Raw genomic sequence first — 19,354 nt, forward strand, 5'->3', positions numbered from 1 at the left:
TTCAGCAGTATTTTTAAAGCAAACTGTATCCGCTAATCGCTCACACATCGGTCAAGATCAAATTTTATTAAATCTTAGTGAATGTAAATTAACTTTACTATAGAATTTGTGCAGAACACACCTAAACCAAGCAATATTAATCCGCCCTAACCTATAAATCTTAAAGGTCAATCATGCCTGAAAATCAAAAATCCCTAGTGCTTCGAGGTTTATATCCTGCAACGATTACACCTTTTAAGGATGATCTCAGCATTGACTATGATGCCCTGGCCCGACACCTTAAAGAAACTGCTCACACAGAGGGCGTTAAAGGACTTGCCGTAAATGCTGGCCTTGCTGAAATTCTGCAACTTTCTGATGATGAAAAAAGAAAAGTGTTGCAATTAGCTCGTGAGATTTTGCTACCCGGACAAATTTTAATTAGCGGAATAGAAGGAAGAGGTCCTTCTGCTGTCAAAGACGGTCTTCTTGCGAAAGAAGCTGGAGCTGATGCTCTCTTAGTACTCAATCCCTTTGATGCTCGTCCATATCGTAGGCTGGCTCAAAACCCAGCATCAGCATATCAATTCTATAAAATGCTCGATGAGCAAGTTGACTTGCCTATGATTGTGTTTCAATACCCAGATTCTTCTGGATGCGCTTACTCAATAGAGTCATTAGTCAAGATTTCCTCAATCAAAAATGTTGTAGCAGTGAAAGCAGCTTGCGGAACTGTAACTCGCTATGTACAGATTTGGGAGGCCTTGCACGATAAAGTTACTGTTTTAGCTGCTCTGGATTCGCCTCCGCTTTTAGGAATGTTACTTCATGGTGTGCATGGAGCTCTAATTGGTATCAGCGTTATTCATACGCCAAAATGGGTTGAATTAATTGATGCCGCAATTAATGGCGATGCTGTGAAAGCGCAAAGTATTCACCGTGATTTTTGCATCCCAATTATGGATGGGGTCTTTGAAAACCAAGAGCCGAGTTCACCCACCAGTGAGGTTGCTTGCGTGAAGGAAGCTTTAGTTCAGCTCGGGCAAATCCCAAACTCCCTTGTTAGACCCCCGGCTGTGAACGTAACAGCAGATCACCAAGTACATGTAAAGCATGCATTAATTACATCTGGGCTAATAAAGGGCTAATCAGACTTCACTTATAGACTGGTTGATTTGGAAGAAATCCAGGCAAGTAACATTTAAGCTTATCGACGAGTGGATTATTGCTTTAATCGCGAAAGAGCTTTGTTTAGTCATGCGACCCAATAAATAGGTGTGGTCCCGTTGAGATCTACATTAACGGGAACCAAGTCAATCAATCAGCAGTTTAAGCCACACCCGTTTCCGGGTAGGTTTTAACTACTGTCGACCACACTTCTTAAGTCTTTTAATCCGTTAGTCGCGAGTTCAAATCTCGCCCGACCCACCAGTTATACAAAAGCCACCTTCGGGTGGCTTTTTCTTTGGAATCTAGATGCTTAGATTACGGAAGCTAATTTAGGGTAACGTATACCTAATATTGCTTAATTTGGAGATGCAATAGTGCCATTCAATAAATTACTGAGCATTGCCTTGCTCACGCTCTTAGTTGGCTGTCAGGGAATGGGGTATGAAGGTGCCGCCCCCGTCAACCCCGGTGGAGATGTGACGCTTATCTTTAATCGCACAAGCACGGTTTGGTTTGGGCTTGTGAAAAGTGCTCAAGTTTATGTGGATGGCCTTAAAGTCTGCGTCATCCCCAATGCAGGTAATTGCACCGTGAATATACCTTCCGGAAAACATATTCTTAAGGTAGATAGCACAATGTCTGGCTCTTTTGGTTCGTTTTCTCAAAACTATGACTTTTCAAGTCGCAGCACATATCGATTTGTTATTACGCCCAATAGATCTGAAATGGTTGCTGACGCCGATAATCCTATTGCCTTCATCACCTCGCCCGCATACTATGAGCTCAATAAAACCGCGACTAGTAGCGATAACGGTGATTTCACCATGAGACCCACCAACTAGCGGATTTTGGCTTGGCGAATCTATCAAGCCTAAACCAGCGCAAATGAAAAAACCACCCGAAGGTGGCTCTAATGTTTCTTGCTTGCCTGAGTCGGCATCGCCCAGGACCTGTGATTCTTTGCAATTATTAATTTAACTTGCGGTTTTAAGCTTCAAGATATCAATATCGTCTATGCGGCGCACTACCAAAAGATTGCTTCTTCTCAATATGTCTAAATGTGATTCGGCCTTTGCTTAAGTCATAGGGAGAGACCTCTAAAGAAACCTTATCTCCAGCCAATATACGGATGTGATTTTTTTTGACTCTTCCTGCTGTATAGGCAATAAGCTTATGGCCATTGTCTAAAGTTACCCGATAACGAGAATCCGGCAGAATTTCATCAACAAGACCGTCCATTTCAAGCAAGGCTTCTTTTGCCATTTAACATCCTTAATAAAAATAAAAAGCCCAGTCATGCTGGGCTTTGGACCAGGAAAATAATTTCCGCCTGGCATTTGCTGCTGATTTAAACAGGTTGAATATTGGATGCCAACTTGCCTTTAGGGCCAGTAGTAATATCAAAAGTAACCTTTTGACCTTCAGCTAATGACTTAAATCCGCTGCTATTAATTGCTGAAAAATGGGCAAATAAATCTTCGCCGCCGAGTTCAGGGGTAATAAAGCCGAAGCCTTTAGCGTCGTTAAACCATTTAACAGTTCCGTTTGCCATATCTGACTATTCCTTAAAAAAATATAAAAGGGGCAATGCCCCGAATGAGGCGAAAGTCAAGAATGGCGAGGGAGATGCTAAGAAGAACTATCGCAGAACTGCGGTATTAATTACTAGTACAACAACACTATAAGCTTGAAAATCGCTAAATGTATTTTACTCTACTTTAGTCATAAAAGGTGACTTACTAACAAATCACCTCTATAACAGCCATAGTCACAGATAAAAGTGCTTTGGCAATAACGCCCCACTCTAGCCCAGAACTGTCGTTTTACACGAAATGGGAGCCTGCAGCCCTCCACCAGTTATACAAAAGTCACCCTCAGGCGACTCTTTTTCAATACTGAGGTTTGCCTGAGCTGGCATCAGCCCATTGGTCACACCCGAAGCTACGAAAAGATTGAAGATGGAGGGATGCGTATGGAGCGATTCATTAAATCTCTTCTATTGGGACCGCTCCATCCATAAATTTTAAGAATACGAGGTTCCTTCCCGTCTGAAGAAAATGGGAGGAACCGCTGTAATCTGGAGACTTAACATCAATTCCGTTCCACATCGAATACCCATTCTGTTTTGGGTTAACAAAAAGAATAGATTCTCGCGAAGGAAACGTCCACACGCCTCCTTTTCGACTGGCTTTATCGAACTTTAAGCGAGGCAATACCGATTCCCATTCTGCTGGAATGACAGTGTCTTTTAACCATGGAGCTCTGCATGACATCATGCATTTGCCGCTATCAAGATCCCATGAGTTCAGTGTCCCATTTTTTGAAGAGCTTAAAACCTTGCCATCAAGCAATAAAGTTACATCGTGAATAGGTGACTTCTCATCCAAAAGAGTTGTCAGTAGTTCGCCGGTAAGACCATCCCAAATGCAAGCCGCACCATCACTTGAAAGAGATAAAACTTTGCCATCAGGGAGCATGCTGGCGCTAAGAACCATTTTTTTATGCCCAGCCATTTCAACTAGCGCGGCTCCAGTCATGCCATCCCAAAGTCGAATCGTGGAATCCTCTGACCATGACAAAATTCTGCTGTCAGGAAGCACTGCAAATCCTTTAATCGAATCCTGATGACCTTCCAATGTTGCAACGAGCATTCCAGTGTGAGTATCCCAAAGCTTTAAAGCAAAGTCTTTGGACTTCGTAAATAAACCCGAAGCCGTAGAAACAACTCGATCTTTATTGATGATTCGGACTTCATCCATCGACCCTGCTTTATGATCTCCGTTCATCATTGCGAGCTGTTGTCCATCATGGCAGCTCCAAATACGAATGGTGTTATCTCCCGACCAAGATAAAAAATTACCATCCGGAAGAATATCAACCTGTGCCACATAGGATGTATGACCTTGCAGAAGAAGCAACTGCTCTGCAGTGCTTTCATCCCAAATGCGGATGGTGCCATCAATAGACCATGACATCAATCGGCCATTGGGTAAAAGTCTGGCACCTCTTACATCTTTGGTGTGACCCGTAAAAGTTTGTATTAACTTGCCAGTTAAGCTATCCCACATTCGTAGATTGCCATCTCCGGACCATGACAACAAATGGCCAGAAGGTAAATATTTGGCGCCCCAAATGTAATCGTGATGCCCTTCTATGAACACTAAAGGGGTACCATTTTGTCCGTCCCAAAGCATTAAGGTGCCATCACGAGCCCATGACAACACACGGCCGTCTTCAAGCACTTTATGTCCCCCTATATTGGCTGAGTGGCCCATGACTGTGGTTGATGATTGACTCAATTCAATGTCCCAAAGACGCAAAGTCCGATCGTAAGACCACGACACAATACGACTTCGATCCAAAGAAGCAGCACCAAGAACGGATTCAGTATGGCCATCAAGCAAGCCTATTAATTGACCGGTGGTCGAATCCCAGAGTCGAAGAGGTCCATCGGTTGTCCAGGACAGCACTAAACCATCGGAAAGCAAGCGAGCATTTAAGGCAGCTCCTTTATGCCCCTTCATGATCTGAATCTGGTCGCCGTTTTCACCATTCCACAGACGCAAAGTATTGTCGTCAGACCAAGTTAACAAGCGATTTCCTGCTAGCTCAAAGATACCATTTACCCAATCCGCATGCCCCTCTAATACAAACAAACAATTCCCTGTTTGTACATTCCAAAGTCTAGCTGTCCCATCCCTAGACCACGAAATCATTCGGCCATCAGAAAGGAGTTGCACACCACTGACCGCTTTAGTATGACCAAGCATGACCACAATCTCAATGCCTGTATTTAAATCCCAAACTCGAAGAGAACCATCCTCCGACCAAGACAACAAATGTCCATCCGCAAGAACTAATACACCTACAATGGATTTTGTATGCCCTGAGAAAACCATACTTTCAATCCCAGTCTTAGCATCCCATAGCCTCAATGTGCAATCTTTAGACCAAGACAAAAGCCGACCATCTGGAAGCACCTCAACACCAGTCACTGATTTTTGATGGCCAATCAGAATATTTTCCAACTCACCAGAGATACCATTCCAAATACGAAGTGTGGCATCTTCTGACCATGACAAAATTCGACCATCAGAAAGCTGTTGAGCGCCACTAATAGATTGCGTATGACCCGACAATACCTTCACCTCAACGTCGTGGAAATAACTCCATAGTCTCAACGTTTTATCATCAGACCAAGAGAGCACGCGATGATTGGGCATTGCAATTGCACCATTCAGCCGATCAGAATGTCCCTCTAAGATCGCTACCGGGCTGCCAGTCTTCAGATCCCAAATGCGAAGAGCATCATCGCGCTCATCACTAGAGCCAAAATCAGATAAGAATTCCTGCGATAGCGAGGAGCACCAAGATAAAAGCATGTCATCAGGCAATAACTCAATCCCATCAATGCCATCTAGATGTCCTTCCATGATGTAAAGCTGCTTACCAGTCTGAGAATCCCAGATTCGCAAGGTACGATCAGCAGACCAGGAGAGAATGCGCCCATCAGATAGAGGCAAGACACCTCTAATTTGACCTGAATGCCCCGCCATTACACCCAACATCGGGCTGGGATAAAAAGTGTTGGGTCGATTTCGATTACGTGCCCATGCCCAGTTACATGCTCCAGACTCTAGCCAGTCCTGAGCGGCAAGCGTGATAGCACTATTGTCAGCATGCTCATTCGCAAGCTGTAAAAGTATTTTATGAGCTGGCCAGATTGAATCTCCTCGAGCCAACAGATGATTTTGCGACAGAATAATTTCACGCCAAGCCACAGTTGATAGAGATAGATCTTTCTGAGCGGCTGAAATATTTAAATAATCAGCCGCTAGATCACCAGACCTATTTGCAGCGCACTTAGCCATACAAAAACCAAAACTTGTAAGAAGTTCAATAAGCTGATTCTGTTGCTTTGCTTTAGCTAGCTGCCACGGTTCTTCCATCAACCTTCTCAAGGCCGCACTCTGCTGTAGTCCGCTTGCATCAGCTTGCTTAAATAGCAGGTCAATATTTTGTCCGCCCATTTGGGAGAATCTATTGGCCAACTTAGAATGAATTAACTCACCTGCCTGACCATTTAATAACTCGCCTTCAATGACCTTCTTAAATTCTCGATGGAAAAATCTAAAGAGTACAGAACCGTCAATTTGAACGCTGCTCAGGTAGGGAGCTAGATCAAAATAGAGTCTTGACCACAATATAGGAGGCAATACATTTCTATCTAAGGGCCATTTTTTATCGGTTTTTTCGGCTGCCTGAAATTCCCTCTTAACATCTTCATCAACCCCTAAGGTGTTTGCAAGCTCATCTTCGGATAATCCAAATCGACCTGCAGCAATATATGCCAAAGCACGTCGCGTGAAGATCGGCAGATGCTTATCATCTTTGAATAATCGATCATTGATGAGCTCGCTGACAATACCTTTAATTTCATTTGGAAATATTATTGGCTGATCCCAAGAACGCCAATTACGCACCTGTTCGTAAACGAGCTTTAACCACAACGGTTTCGGACAGGCCCTAAATTGCTCAAGCACGCTTTGTCTTTGGGAGACGGTAAGTGCCCTACCCATAGCCGGTGCAATGCCGGCATTAAAACGAGCCTCCCTGTATGACGACAACCAAGCATCCAGCATTTTTTCCCCATCCGAATGGCTCATGGGAGGAATAGGATTTAATGATGAAGGAATTCTGCGCTTAATGTTATCAAAAGTGATGCCATCTCTAGTCGTTAAAATCAATCGCGTATTGGTATTAAGCTGCTTTGGCAACCACTCCATTAACCAAGCGCTGTCAGCATTGCTGAGCTGATCAATCGCATCTAAGAAAATAATTAACGGATTTTCTTGGGAGCTGAGCTGTAAAACACTATTAAAAGCTTCATAGAGTTCATTATTCTCAATCATTGCTTGTGGCACGGGTGATTGATAGTAGCGACAGATATCTTCTATTAAATCACGCAATATAGGGCCAATATCTTCGGTACCCGGTACGCCCCCAATAAATCGTGCAAGCACTAGCGCATTCGGGAATTCATTTTTAATGCCCTGATAAGCGAAAGCTATGATGGCCGACTTACCAGTACCTCCTTCCCCATGCAGGCTCAATGGAGCAAATGCACCACTAGATTTTGAGTAAATCGATTCAACATAGGCCTTGATTAATGCAAGTACTGATTCGCGTCCAACGAAATTCTGGCAGCGATCTCTTGCAAAATCGTCATGAAGCTTTTCTCTAATCTCATAGCTTTCAATATTGCTAATTTTTGTAAGTTCTAGATTAATGAGCTTTATTTGATCCTGATAAAACTGCTCACAAAAATTATCGAGGTAATCGTCAGAAATTAAATTGAGATCATTGTGACCAAGCCACTGGGATTTATAGTCCCTGACCATTCCCGGCAGCCTATTTCTTAGCTCAATTTCAAGTCCTGCAAGACGCTCTTTAGCGCCCGCAACAAGTTGACCTGCTTTAGCATCCCAGTCAATAAAAGCCTTGGCATCCTCAGAAAAAGGCAGCTCATCAATCGCTCTAATATACACATGAACATGCTCTTTCGCATCTGCAGTTTGCAAAGCGCCTAGAACAATTTCCTGGTGAGTTGCTGAAGAAAAATAAGGGAGGCGGTCCTCCCCGCTAAAAGCACTTGCACCACTATGCAATACATTACGAACTGCAAGCTCATTTGCCTCATTAGCAGCCCAATCACCTTCTCGAGGTTTGAGTAAATAAGTTGGAGGAATTGCATTGGTATCAGGCTCAGCGTAATAAGCTGATCGAATAATTTTTTGGTCTACCGCACTCAAATTTTCCAGTAATCGACTCCAATGGGACTCAGGAATTCGGGCGGGAATAGGCTCCCAACCGTAGCGATTACCAAGCAGGACCGCAAAGTTAGGTCGCGGAGATAATTCTTGACTTCTCCGGATCTCATCCAGGCAAATTCTCAGAGTATCGTGCTCAACCTGAGCCGCCTCTGTTATCCCCCAACGAAGATCTATCGCTAAAAATTTAGCACCCCTACTATTGCAGTATTCCTCAAGCCTAGGAAAGACTCTTGCCTGAAGCGCCTCGCGCTCGAGCATAAAGTCTGAAAAAGTAGAGCTAATAAAAAGGCGGAAGGTGCGGTTCATGTTGGCTTAAGGGGGCCCGATCAGATTATTCTGAATCTTCTCATCAATTATCGATATTTGCAATTTCGCATTACATTGAATCTGTCGTGCAACTCTTTATTTGCTTAAAGAGAATCAGCAATAAGACATTAAATAGTGGTCACTTTTACGATCTATATTACCCACCCCCCATTGCCTCTGATGTATTTCTTTACTGTGATGTAAGTAAGTTTTGGTTATTTGACTATTTATTATAATTTTGATAATGTTTTAACGTTCTTAACTACTGCATCTACAGCCCCCATGACTACATACAAGTGCCCCGCCTGCGATCAGCAAGGAGATTTATCCAATTACGTTTGCCTTAACTGCAATAAATATGGGGCAATGTCAGTTGATGAAGACAATTCCTACCCCTTTCTATGCGGCAACTGCGACTTAAGGTGGGACACTCTTACATGCCCCAATTGCAGTGCCAGAATTACCAAAAAATTTGTTACAGAAGACGTAGGCATTGTCGGCATTGTTATTGGCGTCTTAGTTTTGATATTCGTGTTTTACCTCTTCATCAAATAGCCTCAAATCTACTGATACATAAGCCACCTTCGGGTGGCTTTTTCTTTTCTGGAGTCCTGGGCTTGGGTGAGCCTAATATATCTCCCCGCACCTGCCCCCCGTAAAGTAGATCGGCGATGTATGTTCGAAAACGAACAGATAGCCGTTGGCGAACGGAAGATGAGCACCCTAAATTAAAGAATTACCTCCTAGAGTGAGCTCGAGCTCGTATTGCCAGTTTTTTGTCTATTGATTGAATTCAGCCATCAAGGCCAGCCGCCATTAGGGCAATCAAGCCTATATTGCCTTATTCCTTTAATATAAGTAATACATAGGAATTTCAATGAAGATAGATCAAGCAAAAAGAGCCAATGTAGTCGTGACTGGAGGCGCTAAACGAGGTGGCGCAGCTATCTGCCATGCAATACATGATCGTGGCTATAGTGTGATTATTCAGTGCAGAGAATCATCGTTAGAGGCGGCCAAAGAGCTTGCAGCCAAATTAAATAGCATGCGTCTTGATAGTGCAAGCGTTTGGTGCGTCGATCTTTCTCAAATTGGAATCTCCCCTCCCCCGAACTCAGAAAATACCATTGGCATAGTTGCCAATGCCTCTGAATACAGAAAGTCTCATCTCGGTGACTTCTCCAACTCCCTTGATCAAGATCTACAGACCCATTTAACCAATCACTTAAGTCTTATCCAATTGCTTAAGACTCCACTGATGGCAAACAGAGGTTCTGTTGTTGCCATTACGGATATCCGAACGAATCGCCCTAAGAAAGGCTACCTAAGCTACCAAGTATCCAAAGGTGCTTTAGATGCTGCCGTTAGGTCTCTTGCGGTAGATCTAGCGCCTGAAATACGCGTCAATGCAGTTGCTCCAGGCCCTCTGCAATGGCCTACTAATCCAGAGTATTCGGAAGAACGAAAGCGTCAAATTATCGATGCTACGCCAATGGGTCGAGTTGGAGAGTTTAGTGAATTAGCCTCTGCTGTTTGCTTTCTGCTATTTGATGCTACATACACCACTGGCGCCACCATACCCGTTGATGGCGGCCGCACAATTTACCTTGTCTAAAGACTTGGCAGACCTTATGAGTAAAGATACACCACAATTAGCCCACATCACACTAGAGCAAATTGCCATAGATATGGAGTTTGGAATCGCGCCACATGAACTCGGAAAACTTCAAAGGGTTTTAGTTGATGTCACGGTGGGTATTGATGATCAGAACGTATATATAGATGATTCCGCCGAAGGACTGAAAAACGGCTTTGACTATTCAGTGGTTTATGAAGAAGTCATGAATGTTGCAAGACAAAACCCCAAGCTGATGGAGACCTTCGCCAATTTAATTGGGAATGCACTTATAAAGTTACCGAAGGTTTTAGAGTGCGAAGTGAAGATTAGCAAAACGAGGATTTGGGAAAATGTTCCAACCACATCGCTCAGGATTTATCGAAAATAATTGAGTGAGATGTTATCAATCATTATCCCTACATACAATGAACCAACATTGTTGTACAGAGCAATCAGCTCTGTACTAAAACAAAGCTCCGGCAATTGGGAATTGATTGTTTGCCCAGACGACGGCAAAGACTACAGCTACGTCACTGAAATTGATAAGCGAATCACGCTCGCAACTTCTGACCAAAAGAAAACGGGTCCTGGACCCTCCAGAAATAGAGGTATCGAATACGTTAAAGGCTCGGCTATTGCATATTTAGACGATGACGATCAAATCACCGAAAGGTACGTAGAGCTTGCTCTTGAAGGACTCAAGAATGAGCCCGCAATGATTTTCTCTACGAGCTATATCAATGGCGACGACTCCATCATTAGAACCATTGGTAGCAAAAGCGGCGAAATGACCATTGATGGTTTTGCTTATGAGCTAGGGTCTCTTCACACGGTATGTAGAAAAGAGATTTTTACAAAGTGGCGCAATTGCTTTGCTGAGGATGTGGTTCATACCTGCGAGATCCTTGACAAAATTGGTGGTGCCGTAAAGGTCTCTACCGATGCTCAATATTTAGCAACAGTCAGGTCTGGAAGTCTTTGCACATCTTCTGATGATATCAATGCATCCTATCAAAAGATCATCGCCTCAAAGCTAGAGTCGATGTCCACAACCGGGCAGGTCAAGATGTCAAACCTATTTACATTCAGAAAGCTCATTAACTCCCTGTATATCAGCTCCAATAACGGACAGGGATATCATGATTTTGTTAAATCAATAGATGAAACCCTGAAGCAAAAAATCTTTAAAGAAGCCTTCGCTTAATTCGGTATCCAAGCGCCCGCTTTAATGTAAGTCGTAGCTATACACAGGGTCATTTGGACCCATTCTAAATATTTTTCGACTTTGAATGGCTTCATATAAGGCGACAGCCTCTTCAGAGCGATTCATGTTTTCCAGTAAATTTGCAAGGCGATACATTGTGTTGTTGGTGGAATAGCTCTCATCACCCAAAAGACTGAGACGAATCTCTAGTGCCTTTCTATATAGGGCCTCTGCGGTACCGTATTCATCAAATAGGCAATGGATATTTGCCATATTGTGATAACTTTCAGCCGTATCTGGATGATCTCTGCCCAACACTTTTATCCTAATATCCATTGCCTCTTTAAATAAAGCATGAGCCTCTTCATGACGACCCTCTTCGCTTACGAGGGAAGCGTAATTGTTTAAAGCCCTTGCAAAGTTCGGATGCTGTCTTCCGTAGTGTTTTTCAAAGATCTCAAGAGCTGGAAGGTAATATTTTTCCGCCTCCTCAAGCCGCTCTAGATCACTTAGCAAAATCGCATAACGGTTATAGCTAATTGCCGTATCCGGGTGGTCTTTTCCTAGCAAAGTTTCCCGAATCAATAGTGACTTTTTAATCAGGTCCTCTGACTCCACATTTTCAGCTTTTGCATTTAAAAGGCCTGCGAGTCTGTCCAGTAAGTTGGCCTTCTCAATACTATCGGCAGCATGAGAAGCCTCATAAATCGCTAAACCCTCGCGATATAGCCCCTCACCCTTTTCATACTCACTCTTTTTGTAATGAATATCCGCCAAATACATCAGCGACATTGCAATCTCCACTCCAGACAGTCCAGAGATAGATTTTTTTAAATCCAACGCAGAGCCTAATAATTCCTCGCATTCCTTGTATTTACCCATTGCAAATAGCAACAATGCAGATTTATCTAGAACCCGAACAAATTCTTCGTTTTTTCCAGCGCTAGCTTCTAATATGTGTAACTGCTGATTTCTGATCTCGTAAGCAGTGGAGTACTTAAGGTTTTTTTCATAGTAGATAGCCAAATCTTCTAGCTTCTTGTGGTCTTGCCATACTGGCGTTTCAATCACGAGTGTATTTAACCAATGGAGTATTTGATCACCCCACTTGGATGATGACTGATTTTGAAATTCGCCCCAAAGAAACTCACCAATTCTCTTTTTACCTAGATCATTTACGCAATAAATCAAACTTCTCTTTTGGTCGATAAGCCAGTCGGATATCGATTTATGGAAAAAGGCAGTTCCACCATCTTTTTCTTGTATCAAACTTCCAAGAGGCGCCATCACCTTGGTGGATAAAAATCTTTTCTCACAGCCTAATATCTCCTGGGCCATTTGAACCGGCAAAGGACCAGGCGAGGCAACGAGCAACCTTAAATACGGCTCAATATTTTCTTCGTAACTCTGTTCGCTTGGAAAATACCTTTTGAAGTCCCTCATAAACATATCATCTATACCAGAAGGGAGCTCATCTGGCTTAGTCAAATCGTAACTATCCTGCACTCGCTTGATGTACAAGAAGGTTCCACCACTTTTTTCAGCTATTGCCTCAACTAAATGAGCCCTTCTTTCCGGCGTGATGTCGGTAGAATATTTTTGCTCCAGAAATTCAGATAAATAGTTTTTGATATCTTCTATGTTTTCTCTAGCTTGCCCTTCAATCGTCGTCTTCTCAAAGGCGCTAAGTTGAATATCTAAGTATGGCTCTGGTCTAGAGGTCACCACCAATCCTAGCCAACTAGGTAATTTATCGACATTTTTTTGGATCAGATCAGCTAAAGCATTTGAGCCATCACTTCTTCCAGCTTCATCTAATGCATCAATAATCAGAACCAGCCTTGATGCTTCCGGAATCTTTCCCGAGGTATTTAAGGGCTCTGAAATAAGGTAGGCGAATAGATCATCGGCAGTCTTCTTGCCGACCTTTTCCTTATCAATCAACTGCTGGTACATCAATTTTTGCCTATAGTCTGGCAATCTCGTAGCCAGTTGATAGGCAAGGGTTCGAATACATTCACTTGCAGAGTCCTCAAGGCTCTTAGCGCCTTGAAATTCGCACTTAAAAAAACCCACCACTGCTGAGTTTGCGTTATGGACTAGCTTTGCCGCAAAGGAGCTCTTACCAATGCCAGGTCCACCCTTAATCCAAAATAGTCGATTGGATGACTTCTCCAACCATTGGTCAAAAGAATCAAATAACCACTTACGACCATAGAAACCATCCACATTTTTAATAATGTCAGCCTCAAAGGTCTTGGGCTCCAAAATGTCCTTCAGCCTTTGAAGATCTCCTGAGGTCTTCACTCTCTGAATATTGGAGAGGTTGGCTTTAATTTCAGACATCCGCTCAGCGAACCAGATATCCCAACCCTCCCCATTTGGTCCAGCGCTTTTACCATCCTTAATTTGACGCCAATCCTGAAATTTATGCCATTGAATATGGCTTATGGTTAAAGGCTGACGAATGCTTTCTTCACTTTCAGTCAATATTGTCTGTATGACCTTATTGTTTTGAATAGCTAGAGCAATTTCATTAAGACAAACACCGGGATCTCTTACTGACCTTCTGGAAAGAAAAGATAAGAAGTGCTGATGCCCAAGGATGGCCGTTGTAATTCTTTCCCGCCACTGGGTTCCTGATTTGATGCCCTCATGATCAATCCAAACTTGATGGCCATCGCGCTCCAATTCAGCCTTAATCAGCCATACCAAATCTTCAGAAAGATCAAAATCCTCCTCTCGCTCACTCTTATGGGCGTAACTTAAGAAGATCGTTTGAGGCTCAAAACCAGAATCTAAAGATGTCTGAGTATCAGGGAAACGCTCTTCGCAGTCATTGCACTCCCATACCTGAGCCTTTGACTTAAAGGAAGTATTGGTGGATGAGCAATGTGGGCAGGTAAGGTTTACGGTCATAGGAGAATAGGCGCTTAAAAACTATTCTTGAGTGGCTTCCAGCCCTTTTTAGCGACCTTGCTAGACTGATTTTGATAACCGCACTTCTGGATCTGGTTAGATAGCTCATCGTTTCCAGATCGGCCTTTTGGCCAACGATAGGTACCAATAAAATCTTTTGCCTGAAAATTGACCTTACGACCATTTCCGTCTGTGTAGGAAACACGACTCAGACACCCCGTCTTTAGCCACTCTTGTGGAGAGAATGTGATGTCTCCATTTGGCATTTGATAAAAAGTCGTATTCATGACATTGCTAACAGCAGAAAAGCACTTGTAACGCTCAGAGTTCATATGCATGCCACTAAATTTATTGCAGCTTTTGCTGGCATCTAATAGATTAATACAAGTCTCACTGCCACCATTCTTAGAGCATACCTGTACTGGAGCCTTCATATCTATGGATGGATCCCATATCGATAATCTGACAAGTCCGTTTTCACGCTTTGGAGCATCTCTATCCCTCATCCACAGAAAGTATTGGTCGTCATGGGAGTACGAAAAGGCTGGCTGCTCATTGAAATACGTGTAGTCAATCACAATGGGGCTCTTTTCCATATCGACAAGTCGATACTCGCCAATTAACTTATCTCCATTTGCCGATTTTTTGATCTGATCAAAATCCTGTTGATATAAAGGCATCCCACTGTTGGGAAGGGCAAAGACAAACAAATCATCAAAAAATGGGCCCATACCCATTTGGCTATAAGCATCAATCTGGTTACCACCGCGCAATTGATCCACGAAGTAAGCTAAAAATTCTCCGTTTGAAACGGATTTGTCCAATATGCGATATAGGTTGAAATAGTATTTCCATTCAGACCAAGTGAGCTGGCGATAATCCAACTTCTGCGGTTGTTCCATTTTTAGGATTTGAAATGCCAGTGGTGGAAATTGACCGGCTGCAGATAGCCACTCTGCCTCAGTTGCAATCGCATCGTAATCAAAATCATTCTCGCGACCAGGATCAATCATGAGTAGTTGCGCATAAAGGTAGGAACCCTTTGGCATTTTTGACTTCATCTTTTGATCAATAAAATTACGTGCCCCCTTAACTCCATAGAGTCTTCTAGAGAGGGTTACTAGATCAATGATTGGATCAGCCATTTGCAAATTAGTGTCAAATAGCTTTTGGTATAGCTGGATCGCTTGATCGAATTCGCCACGTTGAGCCAAAATGCGCGCATTGTGATAGATCTCGGCATATGTTTTAGGTTGAGCCACCATGCCGCCTTGATTGCCAAGTGCGCGTATTTCAGTAGCGATATTACGAAGGGCCTCAATTGATTGGGTTTGCATGCGCGCCATATCTTGACGAATAGCCGTAGTGTCTTGACGCACATCAGATATCCCCTGCTCAATCGCTTTTAAGCGTGATTGAATATCGTCCAACTGAGATTCAGCGCTACTGAACTCCAGTTTTGAAATGGAAGCGCCAAGTTCAGCATTCATTGCATTACTGATTTCTTTTGCGCCCTTCGGTGTAGCGGAAAGCTTGGCAATCATGCCATTGAGCTCATCAACCCGATAAACCGTAGTCTCAAAATCCCGCTTATTAATAGACTCACCACGCTTAGATGAGCGTTCCAGCTCTTTCGCAAGATTTGTTAAAAGCTGTGATTGGCGCTCTTCGCTCAAATCACGACTAACACCATTCAGGCCCTTAACCAAACGGGTTAATTCTGCTATTTGCTGCTGTTGATTTCCTAAAAGCTTCGAGACATCCGTTATTTGTTTAGATAACTGAGGAACCTTGGCTGCTAACGAAGAACAAATCACAATGGTGCCATTGCGATCAGGCATTCGAATGACGCCTTCATCGCATCCAGCGTTTTGTGCAAACGCACTACCAGTCCAGAGCATTGCAGAAAATATCAAGACTATAGTTTTCATGCCTTTGGCCATTCTTTTAATCACACTCATGTCCTTGCTTTGATTGAGAGTCGACCAATACCGGGGCACCCTCCTTAAAAAGAGTGAATTGCTTCCCCTCAACCACAATTTGATAAGACCAAATGGCACTTACTCGCTCTTTAGATTCTGGATGGGGGGCAGTAAGGCAAAAAAGGACTTGCCTACTATTTTTAGGAACCTTGAATTCTATGATTTGCGCATCTCGAATGGTTGCATTGGGCAGCAAGCTTTTTAGATTCACTACACCACGCTCTCCAGAATCAGTCTTAACCACAGCCACAGCATTGATCTCTGAATTGGCAGTGTTCTTTAGGTTGTTATATAAGGATACATCTATAGTAATGTCGCCTGGGATACTGGTATTTAAAGGGCCTTCTCCCTTCGCACTCATCAATCCAATAATGCTTGGGTCTTGATTAATTAAACGCCGCTCTTCGTCTATTGCATGATTCACTTTGTAGATGCCGAAATAACTCATCAAACTGATTGCCACTAAAAAGATGGCCAAACTTACAGCAGTCAGCATCTTGTAGCGAAGGCACTGCTCTAGACTCTTCTCCAGCTGACCAATGAAAGTCTTTTTTTCTGGGGTGGGGTTTGGTATTGCAGTGTGTCGCTCTACCGCCAAAACCACTGCAACTATATCCCGGACCCTCTGCTTCAAGGGGGTATAAAAGGCATCAACCCATTGGGCATTTGAAACAAAGAATTCAATTTGCTTTGATGGCTTGATATTTTTTAGCCTGAGAGGAATGATGACCTTCTCTTTTGCAAATGAAAGCTCAAGCTCATTGGCTACCGCCCGAGAAATATTGGCGTCATCCGTCAAAACCAATACCGTGACAGAACATGCCTCAATAGCGGAAGCGATCTCTTGGCCATAAGAACTACTGGGAGGGATGTCTCGAGGGGCAATCCAACAACTAATGCCCTGCTTTTCTAATAAAACCCTTAATTCATCGGCAATAGCAAAGTTCTTACTAGCGTGACTAATAAAAACAGATTTTTTAGGGCTCATAAGCTAATTAACTTCGGATCGGGATCTTTATAATATCTAATATTAACGAATCACAATTTCCCTTGGGTTATTAGCCGTTTTGGCCCTTCTTTAATGGGTATTGAGCCACCCTTGAAGGTGCTGGTTGAATTTATCAGGTTGCTCCATCAAGAAAAAATGGCTCGCATTGTCAAACAGGATCGTTTCTGAGCCGGCAATGCCTTTACTCATAATCTCGGTAGCAGTCAAAGAGCAGATTGGATCATTCTTTCCGGCCATGATCAGGGTTGGTTGCTTTATTAGGGCTAGCTGATCACTAGTGTCATGATTTTGGCATGCTTCATTCTGACGACTGTAGCAGGCAGGCAATCTAGTCTCACCACCAATGAGAGCCTCAATCTTTTTGACTTGCTCTTGTTTATTGTTAAAAAATTCTGCTGAGACAAAGTTTTGTACAGAATGTCTTGCATGGTCAGCCCAACTCATGCGCCACTCAAGTGCTTCTCTCATATTCAATAGCACCCGACGACCCAGAGGATCTAGCACTGCAAAGGATGCACATAGCACCAAGGACTTTACTCGCTCTGGTGACATTAAAGCCATGTGCTGAGCAACCGCTCCACCCATAGATCTACCAACTACATGTGCGGATTGAATGTTCAAAAAGTCCATTAATCCTAGGGTATCTTTTGCAAGATCTTGGGTGCTAATCGGCTCGTCAACCTGAGTACTCTTACCTGCCCCACGGTTATCGAATGCAATGACTCTGAAATGATCTTTGAGAAGCTGTATCTGGGCTGCCCAAGCGCTATAGTCACCAGCCAGGCCATGTATTAAAACCACTGGAACACCTTGACCAACATCGATGTATTGAATGTCGTAATGACCGATCTTCGCCGTCTTTAATAAATCCTGCATCTTGATTACTCCACGCTCAGGTGAGCTTGTAGCTCTTGCTGCTTCTCAGTGAACAGGGTTTTGCTACCAGCAAAAACGACTTTGCCACCATTTAGAAGCACTACGTCATCCGCAACACTGAGTGCAAGGTTGAGGTTTTGCTCGACCAGCACGATAGAGATGAATGGCTTGAGAGTAGCAATAATATTGCCGACCTCCTTAACAATTTGCGGAGCCAAACCTTCAGAGGGCTCATCCAAAAGCAGCACCTTAGGGTTGGTCATCAAAGCCCTACCGATGGCCAGCATCTGCTGCTCACCACCCGATAAGCTCCCTGCAATCTGATTCTTGCGCTCATTCAAACGAGGGAAAAACTGAAACACATCTTCAAGATTCCACTGGCGAGAACTGCCTGATCGTGGCGCTTGATACGCTACATCTAAATTTTCTTTTACGGTCAGGCTTGGAAAAATGCGACGTCCTTGCGGAACAATGCCGATACCAGCCTGACAAATTTTCTCGGGCGACAGGTTTTGTAGCTCTACGCCATCCAACTCGATCAAACCGCTTCTGCCAGACAGAAATCCAATGATGGAGCTAATGCAAGTAGTCTTGCCTGCGCCGTTTCTACCCAATAGAGCTAAAACAGTATCTTTCTTTAACTCGAATGAGACGTCATACAGAATATGGCTATCACCATAAAAGGCATTTAAGCCTTCAATTTTTAATATGGAATTAGTGGCCAAGATAAATCTCCTTGGTACGCGGATCATTTACGACCTCTTGACGTGTGCCACTGGTAATCACTTCACCGTAATGCAAGAGCGTGACTCGGTCAGCAAATGCTAAAGCAACTGCCATGTCATGCTCAATCATCAAGATAGTAATGTTGCGATCGATTTGCTGAAGCAATGCGGTTATGGTTTCACGCTCTTCTGTAGACAGGCCAGCCAACGGCTCGTCGAGCAATAAGATTTTAGGGTTTTGAGCTAAGGCCATGGCGATTTCTAGGCGACGCTTCTCTCCATAAGAGGTCTGCTCTAAAGGCAGATAAGCTTTAGCACCAAGCCCTACCTTTTCTAGAACAGCTAATGCTTTTTGATCAAGGTCCGCCTCGGATAAAAAAGATCCCCAGCATTTCCAGCGCAATGACATTTTTCCTAATAACGCTAACTTCACGTTAGAAATTAAATTGTCCTTACCAAAGAGCGTCAGAATTTGATAGGTTCTAGCCAAATCAAGCTGTGCACGTTTCGCAGTTGGTAACTTAGTGACATTTTTTCCAGCAAGAACAATGGAGCCAGAGTCCGAAGGAAGGTCACCGGAGATGAGATTAAACAGTGTTGTCTTGCCGGCACCATTTGGACCAATCAATAGATGTCTCTCTCCTGCATTCACAGTCAAATTAACACCTTTGGTTACTTTTAGGCCACCAAAGGATTTGCTTAAATCGGAAACTTGAAGAAGGGGACTCATCTT

At 43.4% G+C, this 19,354-nt stretch carries 14 protein-coding genes; 5 read left to right on the forward strand and 9 right to left on the reverse strand.

The genetic code is table 11. The features are described 5' to 3' along the window. Window positions 1–173: 173 nt before the first annotated feature. Both ICN20_RS01215 and ICN20_RS01220 read left to right on the forward strand, forming a co-directional pair. Entirely contained in the window at window positions 174–1,127 is a 954-nt protein-coding gene (locus ICN20_RS01215; RefSeq protein WP_216237696.1) for a dihydrodipicolinate synthase family protein, read from the forward strand. A 396-nt stretch (window positions 1,128–1,523) separates the two neighbouring features. Then, window positions 1,524–1,991: a hypothetical protein gene (locus ICN20_RS01220; RefSeq protein ID WP_216237703.1), complete on the forward strand. Its 468-nt coding sequence runs from the start codon at window positions 1,524–1,526 to the stop codon at window positions 1,989–1,991. A 160-nt stretch (window positions 1,992–2,151) separates the two neighbouring features. On the opposite strand, the gene infA is transcribed toward ICN20_RS01220, so the two are convergent. The 3 genes from infA to ICN20_RS01235 all read right to left on the reverse strand — a co-directional run bounded on the left by infA (window position 2,152) and on the right by ICN20_RS01235 (window position 8,288). Next, complete coding sequence (gene infA / locus ICN20_RS01225; RefSeq protein WP_216237705.1) at window positions 2,152–2,412, reverse strand: translation initiation factor IF-1; 261 nt, start codon at window positions 2,410–2,412, stop codon at window positions 2,152–2,154. Between the two features lie 85 nt (window positions 2,413–2,497). Continuing rightward, the gene (locus ICN20_RS01230; protein ID WP_215391300.1) at window positions 2,498–2,701 is read right to left on the reverse strand and encodes a cold-shock protein; all 204 of its coding nucleotides are present in this window, start codon (window positions 2,699–2,701) and stop codon (window positions 2,498–2,500) included. A gap of 433 nt (window positions 2,702–3,134) precedes the next feature. Then, complete coding sequence (locus tag ICN20_RS01235; protein ID WP_216237706.1) at window positions 3,135–8,288, reverse strand: AAA family ATPase; 5,154 nt, start codon at window positions 8,286–8,288, stop codon at window positions 3,135–3,137. Window positions 8,289–9,165: 877 nt separating this feature from the next. On the opposite strand from ICN20_RS01235, the gene ICN20_RS01240 reads away from it, so the two are divergent. The 3 genes from ICN20_RS01240 to ICN20_RS01250 are packed head-to-tail and all read left to right on the forward strand — an operon-like array spanning window position 9,166 to window position 11,110. Then, on the forward strand, window positions 9,166–9,903 hold the full coding sequence (locus ICN20_RS01240) for an SDR family oxidoreductase (protein ID WP_216237708.1): 738 nt from the start codon (window positions 9,166–9,168) through the stop codon (window positions 9,901–9,903). Between the two features lie 16 nt (window positions 9,904–9,919). Continuing rightward, window positions 9,920–10,294: a dihydroneopterin aldolase gene (locus ICN20_RS01245; protein ID WP_216237710.1), complete on the forward strand. Its 375-nt coding sequence runs from the start codon at window positions 9,920–9,922 to the stop codon at window positions 10,292–10,294. Between the two features lie 9 nt (window positions 10,295–10,303). Continuing rightward, entirely contained in the window at window positions 10,304–11,110 is an 807-nt protein-coding gene (locus tag ICN20_RS01250) for a glycosyltransferase family 2 protein (protein ID WP_216237714.1), read from the forward strand. 21 nt (window positions 11,111–11,131) lie between these two features. Here ICN20_RS01250 and ICN20_RS01255 read toward each other — a convergent pair whose 3' ends face one another. The 6 genes from ICN20_RS01255 to ICN20_RS01280 form a co-directional block, all read right to left on the reverse strand. Continuing rightward, window positions 11,132–14,029: a tetratricopeptide repeat protein gene (locus ICN20_RS01255; protein ID WP_216237718.1), complete on the reverse strand. Its 2,898-nt coding sequence runs from the start codon at window positions 14,027–14,029 to the stop codon at window positions 11,132–11,134. A gap of 14 nt (window positions 14,030–14,043) precedes the next feature. Beyond that, the gene (locus ICN20_RS01260) at window positions 14,044–15,960 is read right to left on the reverse strand and encodes a hypothetical protein (protein ID WP_216237720.1); all 1,917 of its coding nucleotides are present in this window, start codon (window positions 15,958–15,960) and stop codon (window positions 14,044–14,046) included. 16 nt (window positions 15,961–15,976) lie between these two features. Next, window positions 15,977–16,999 carry a toll/interleukin-1 receptor domain-containing protein gene (locus ICN20_RS01265; RefSeq protein WP_216237725.1) on the reverse strand — a complete coding sequence of 341 codons (1,023 nt, stop codon included), beginning with the start codon at window positions 16,997–16,999 and terminating at the stop codon, window positions 15,977–15,979. Between the two features lie 90 nt (window positions 17,000–17,089). After that, entirely contained in the window at window positions 17,090–17,896 is an 807-nt protein-coding gene (locus ICN20_RS01270; protein ID WP_216237726.1) for an alpha/beta fold hydrolase, read from the reverse strand. 5 nt (window positions 17,897–17,901) lie between these two features. After that, entirely contained in the window at window positions 17,902–18,621 is a 720-nt protein-coding gene (locus tag ICN20_RS01275; protein WP_255534599.1) for an ABC transporter ATP-binding protein, read from the reverse strand. Further along, entirely contained in the window at window positions 18,611–19,351 is a 741-nt protein-coding gene (locus tag ICN20_RS01280; RefSeq protein ID WP_216237727.1) for an ABC transporter ATP-binding protein, read from the reverse strand. The genes ICN20_RS01275 and ICN20_RS01280 overlap by 11 nt, the downstream gene beginning before the upstream one ends. Between the last annotated feature and the right edge of the window lie 3 nt (window positions 19,352–19,354).

The organism is Polynucleobacter sp. JS-Polo-80-F4 (assembly GCF_018881965.1).
Lineage (GTDB): Bacteria > Pseudomonadota > Gammaproteobacteria > Burkholderiales > Burkholderiaceae > Polynucleobacter.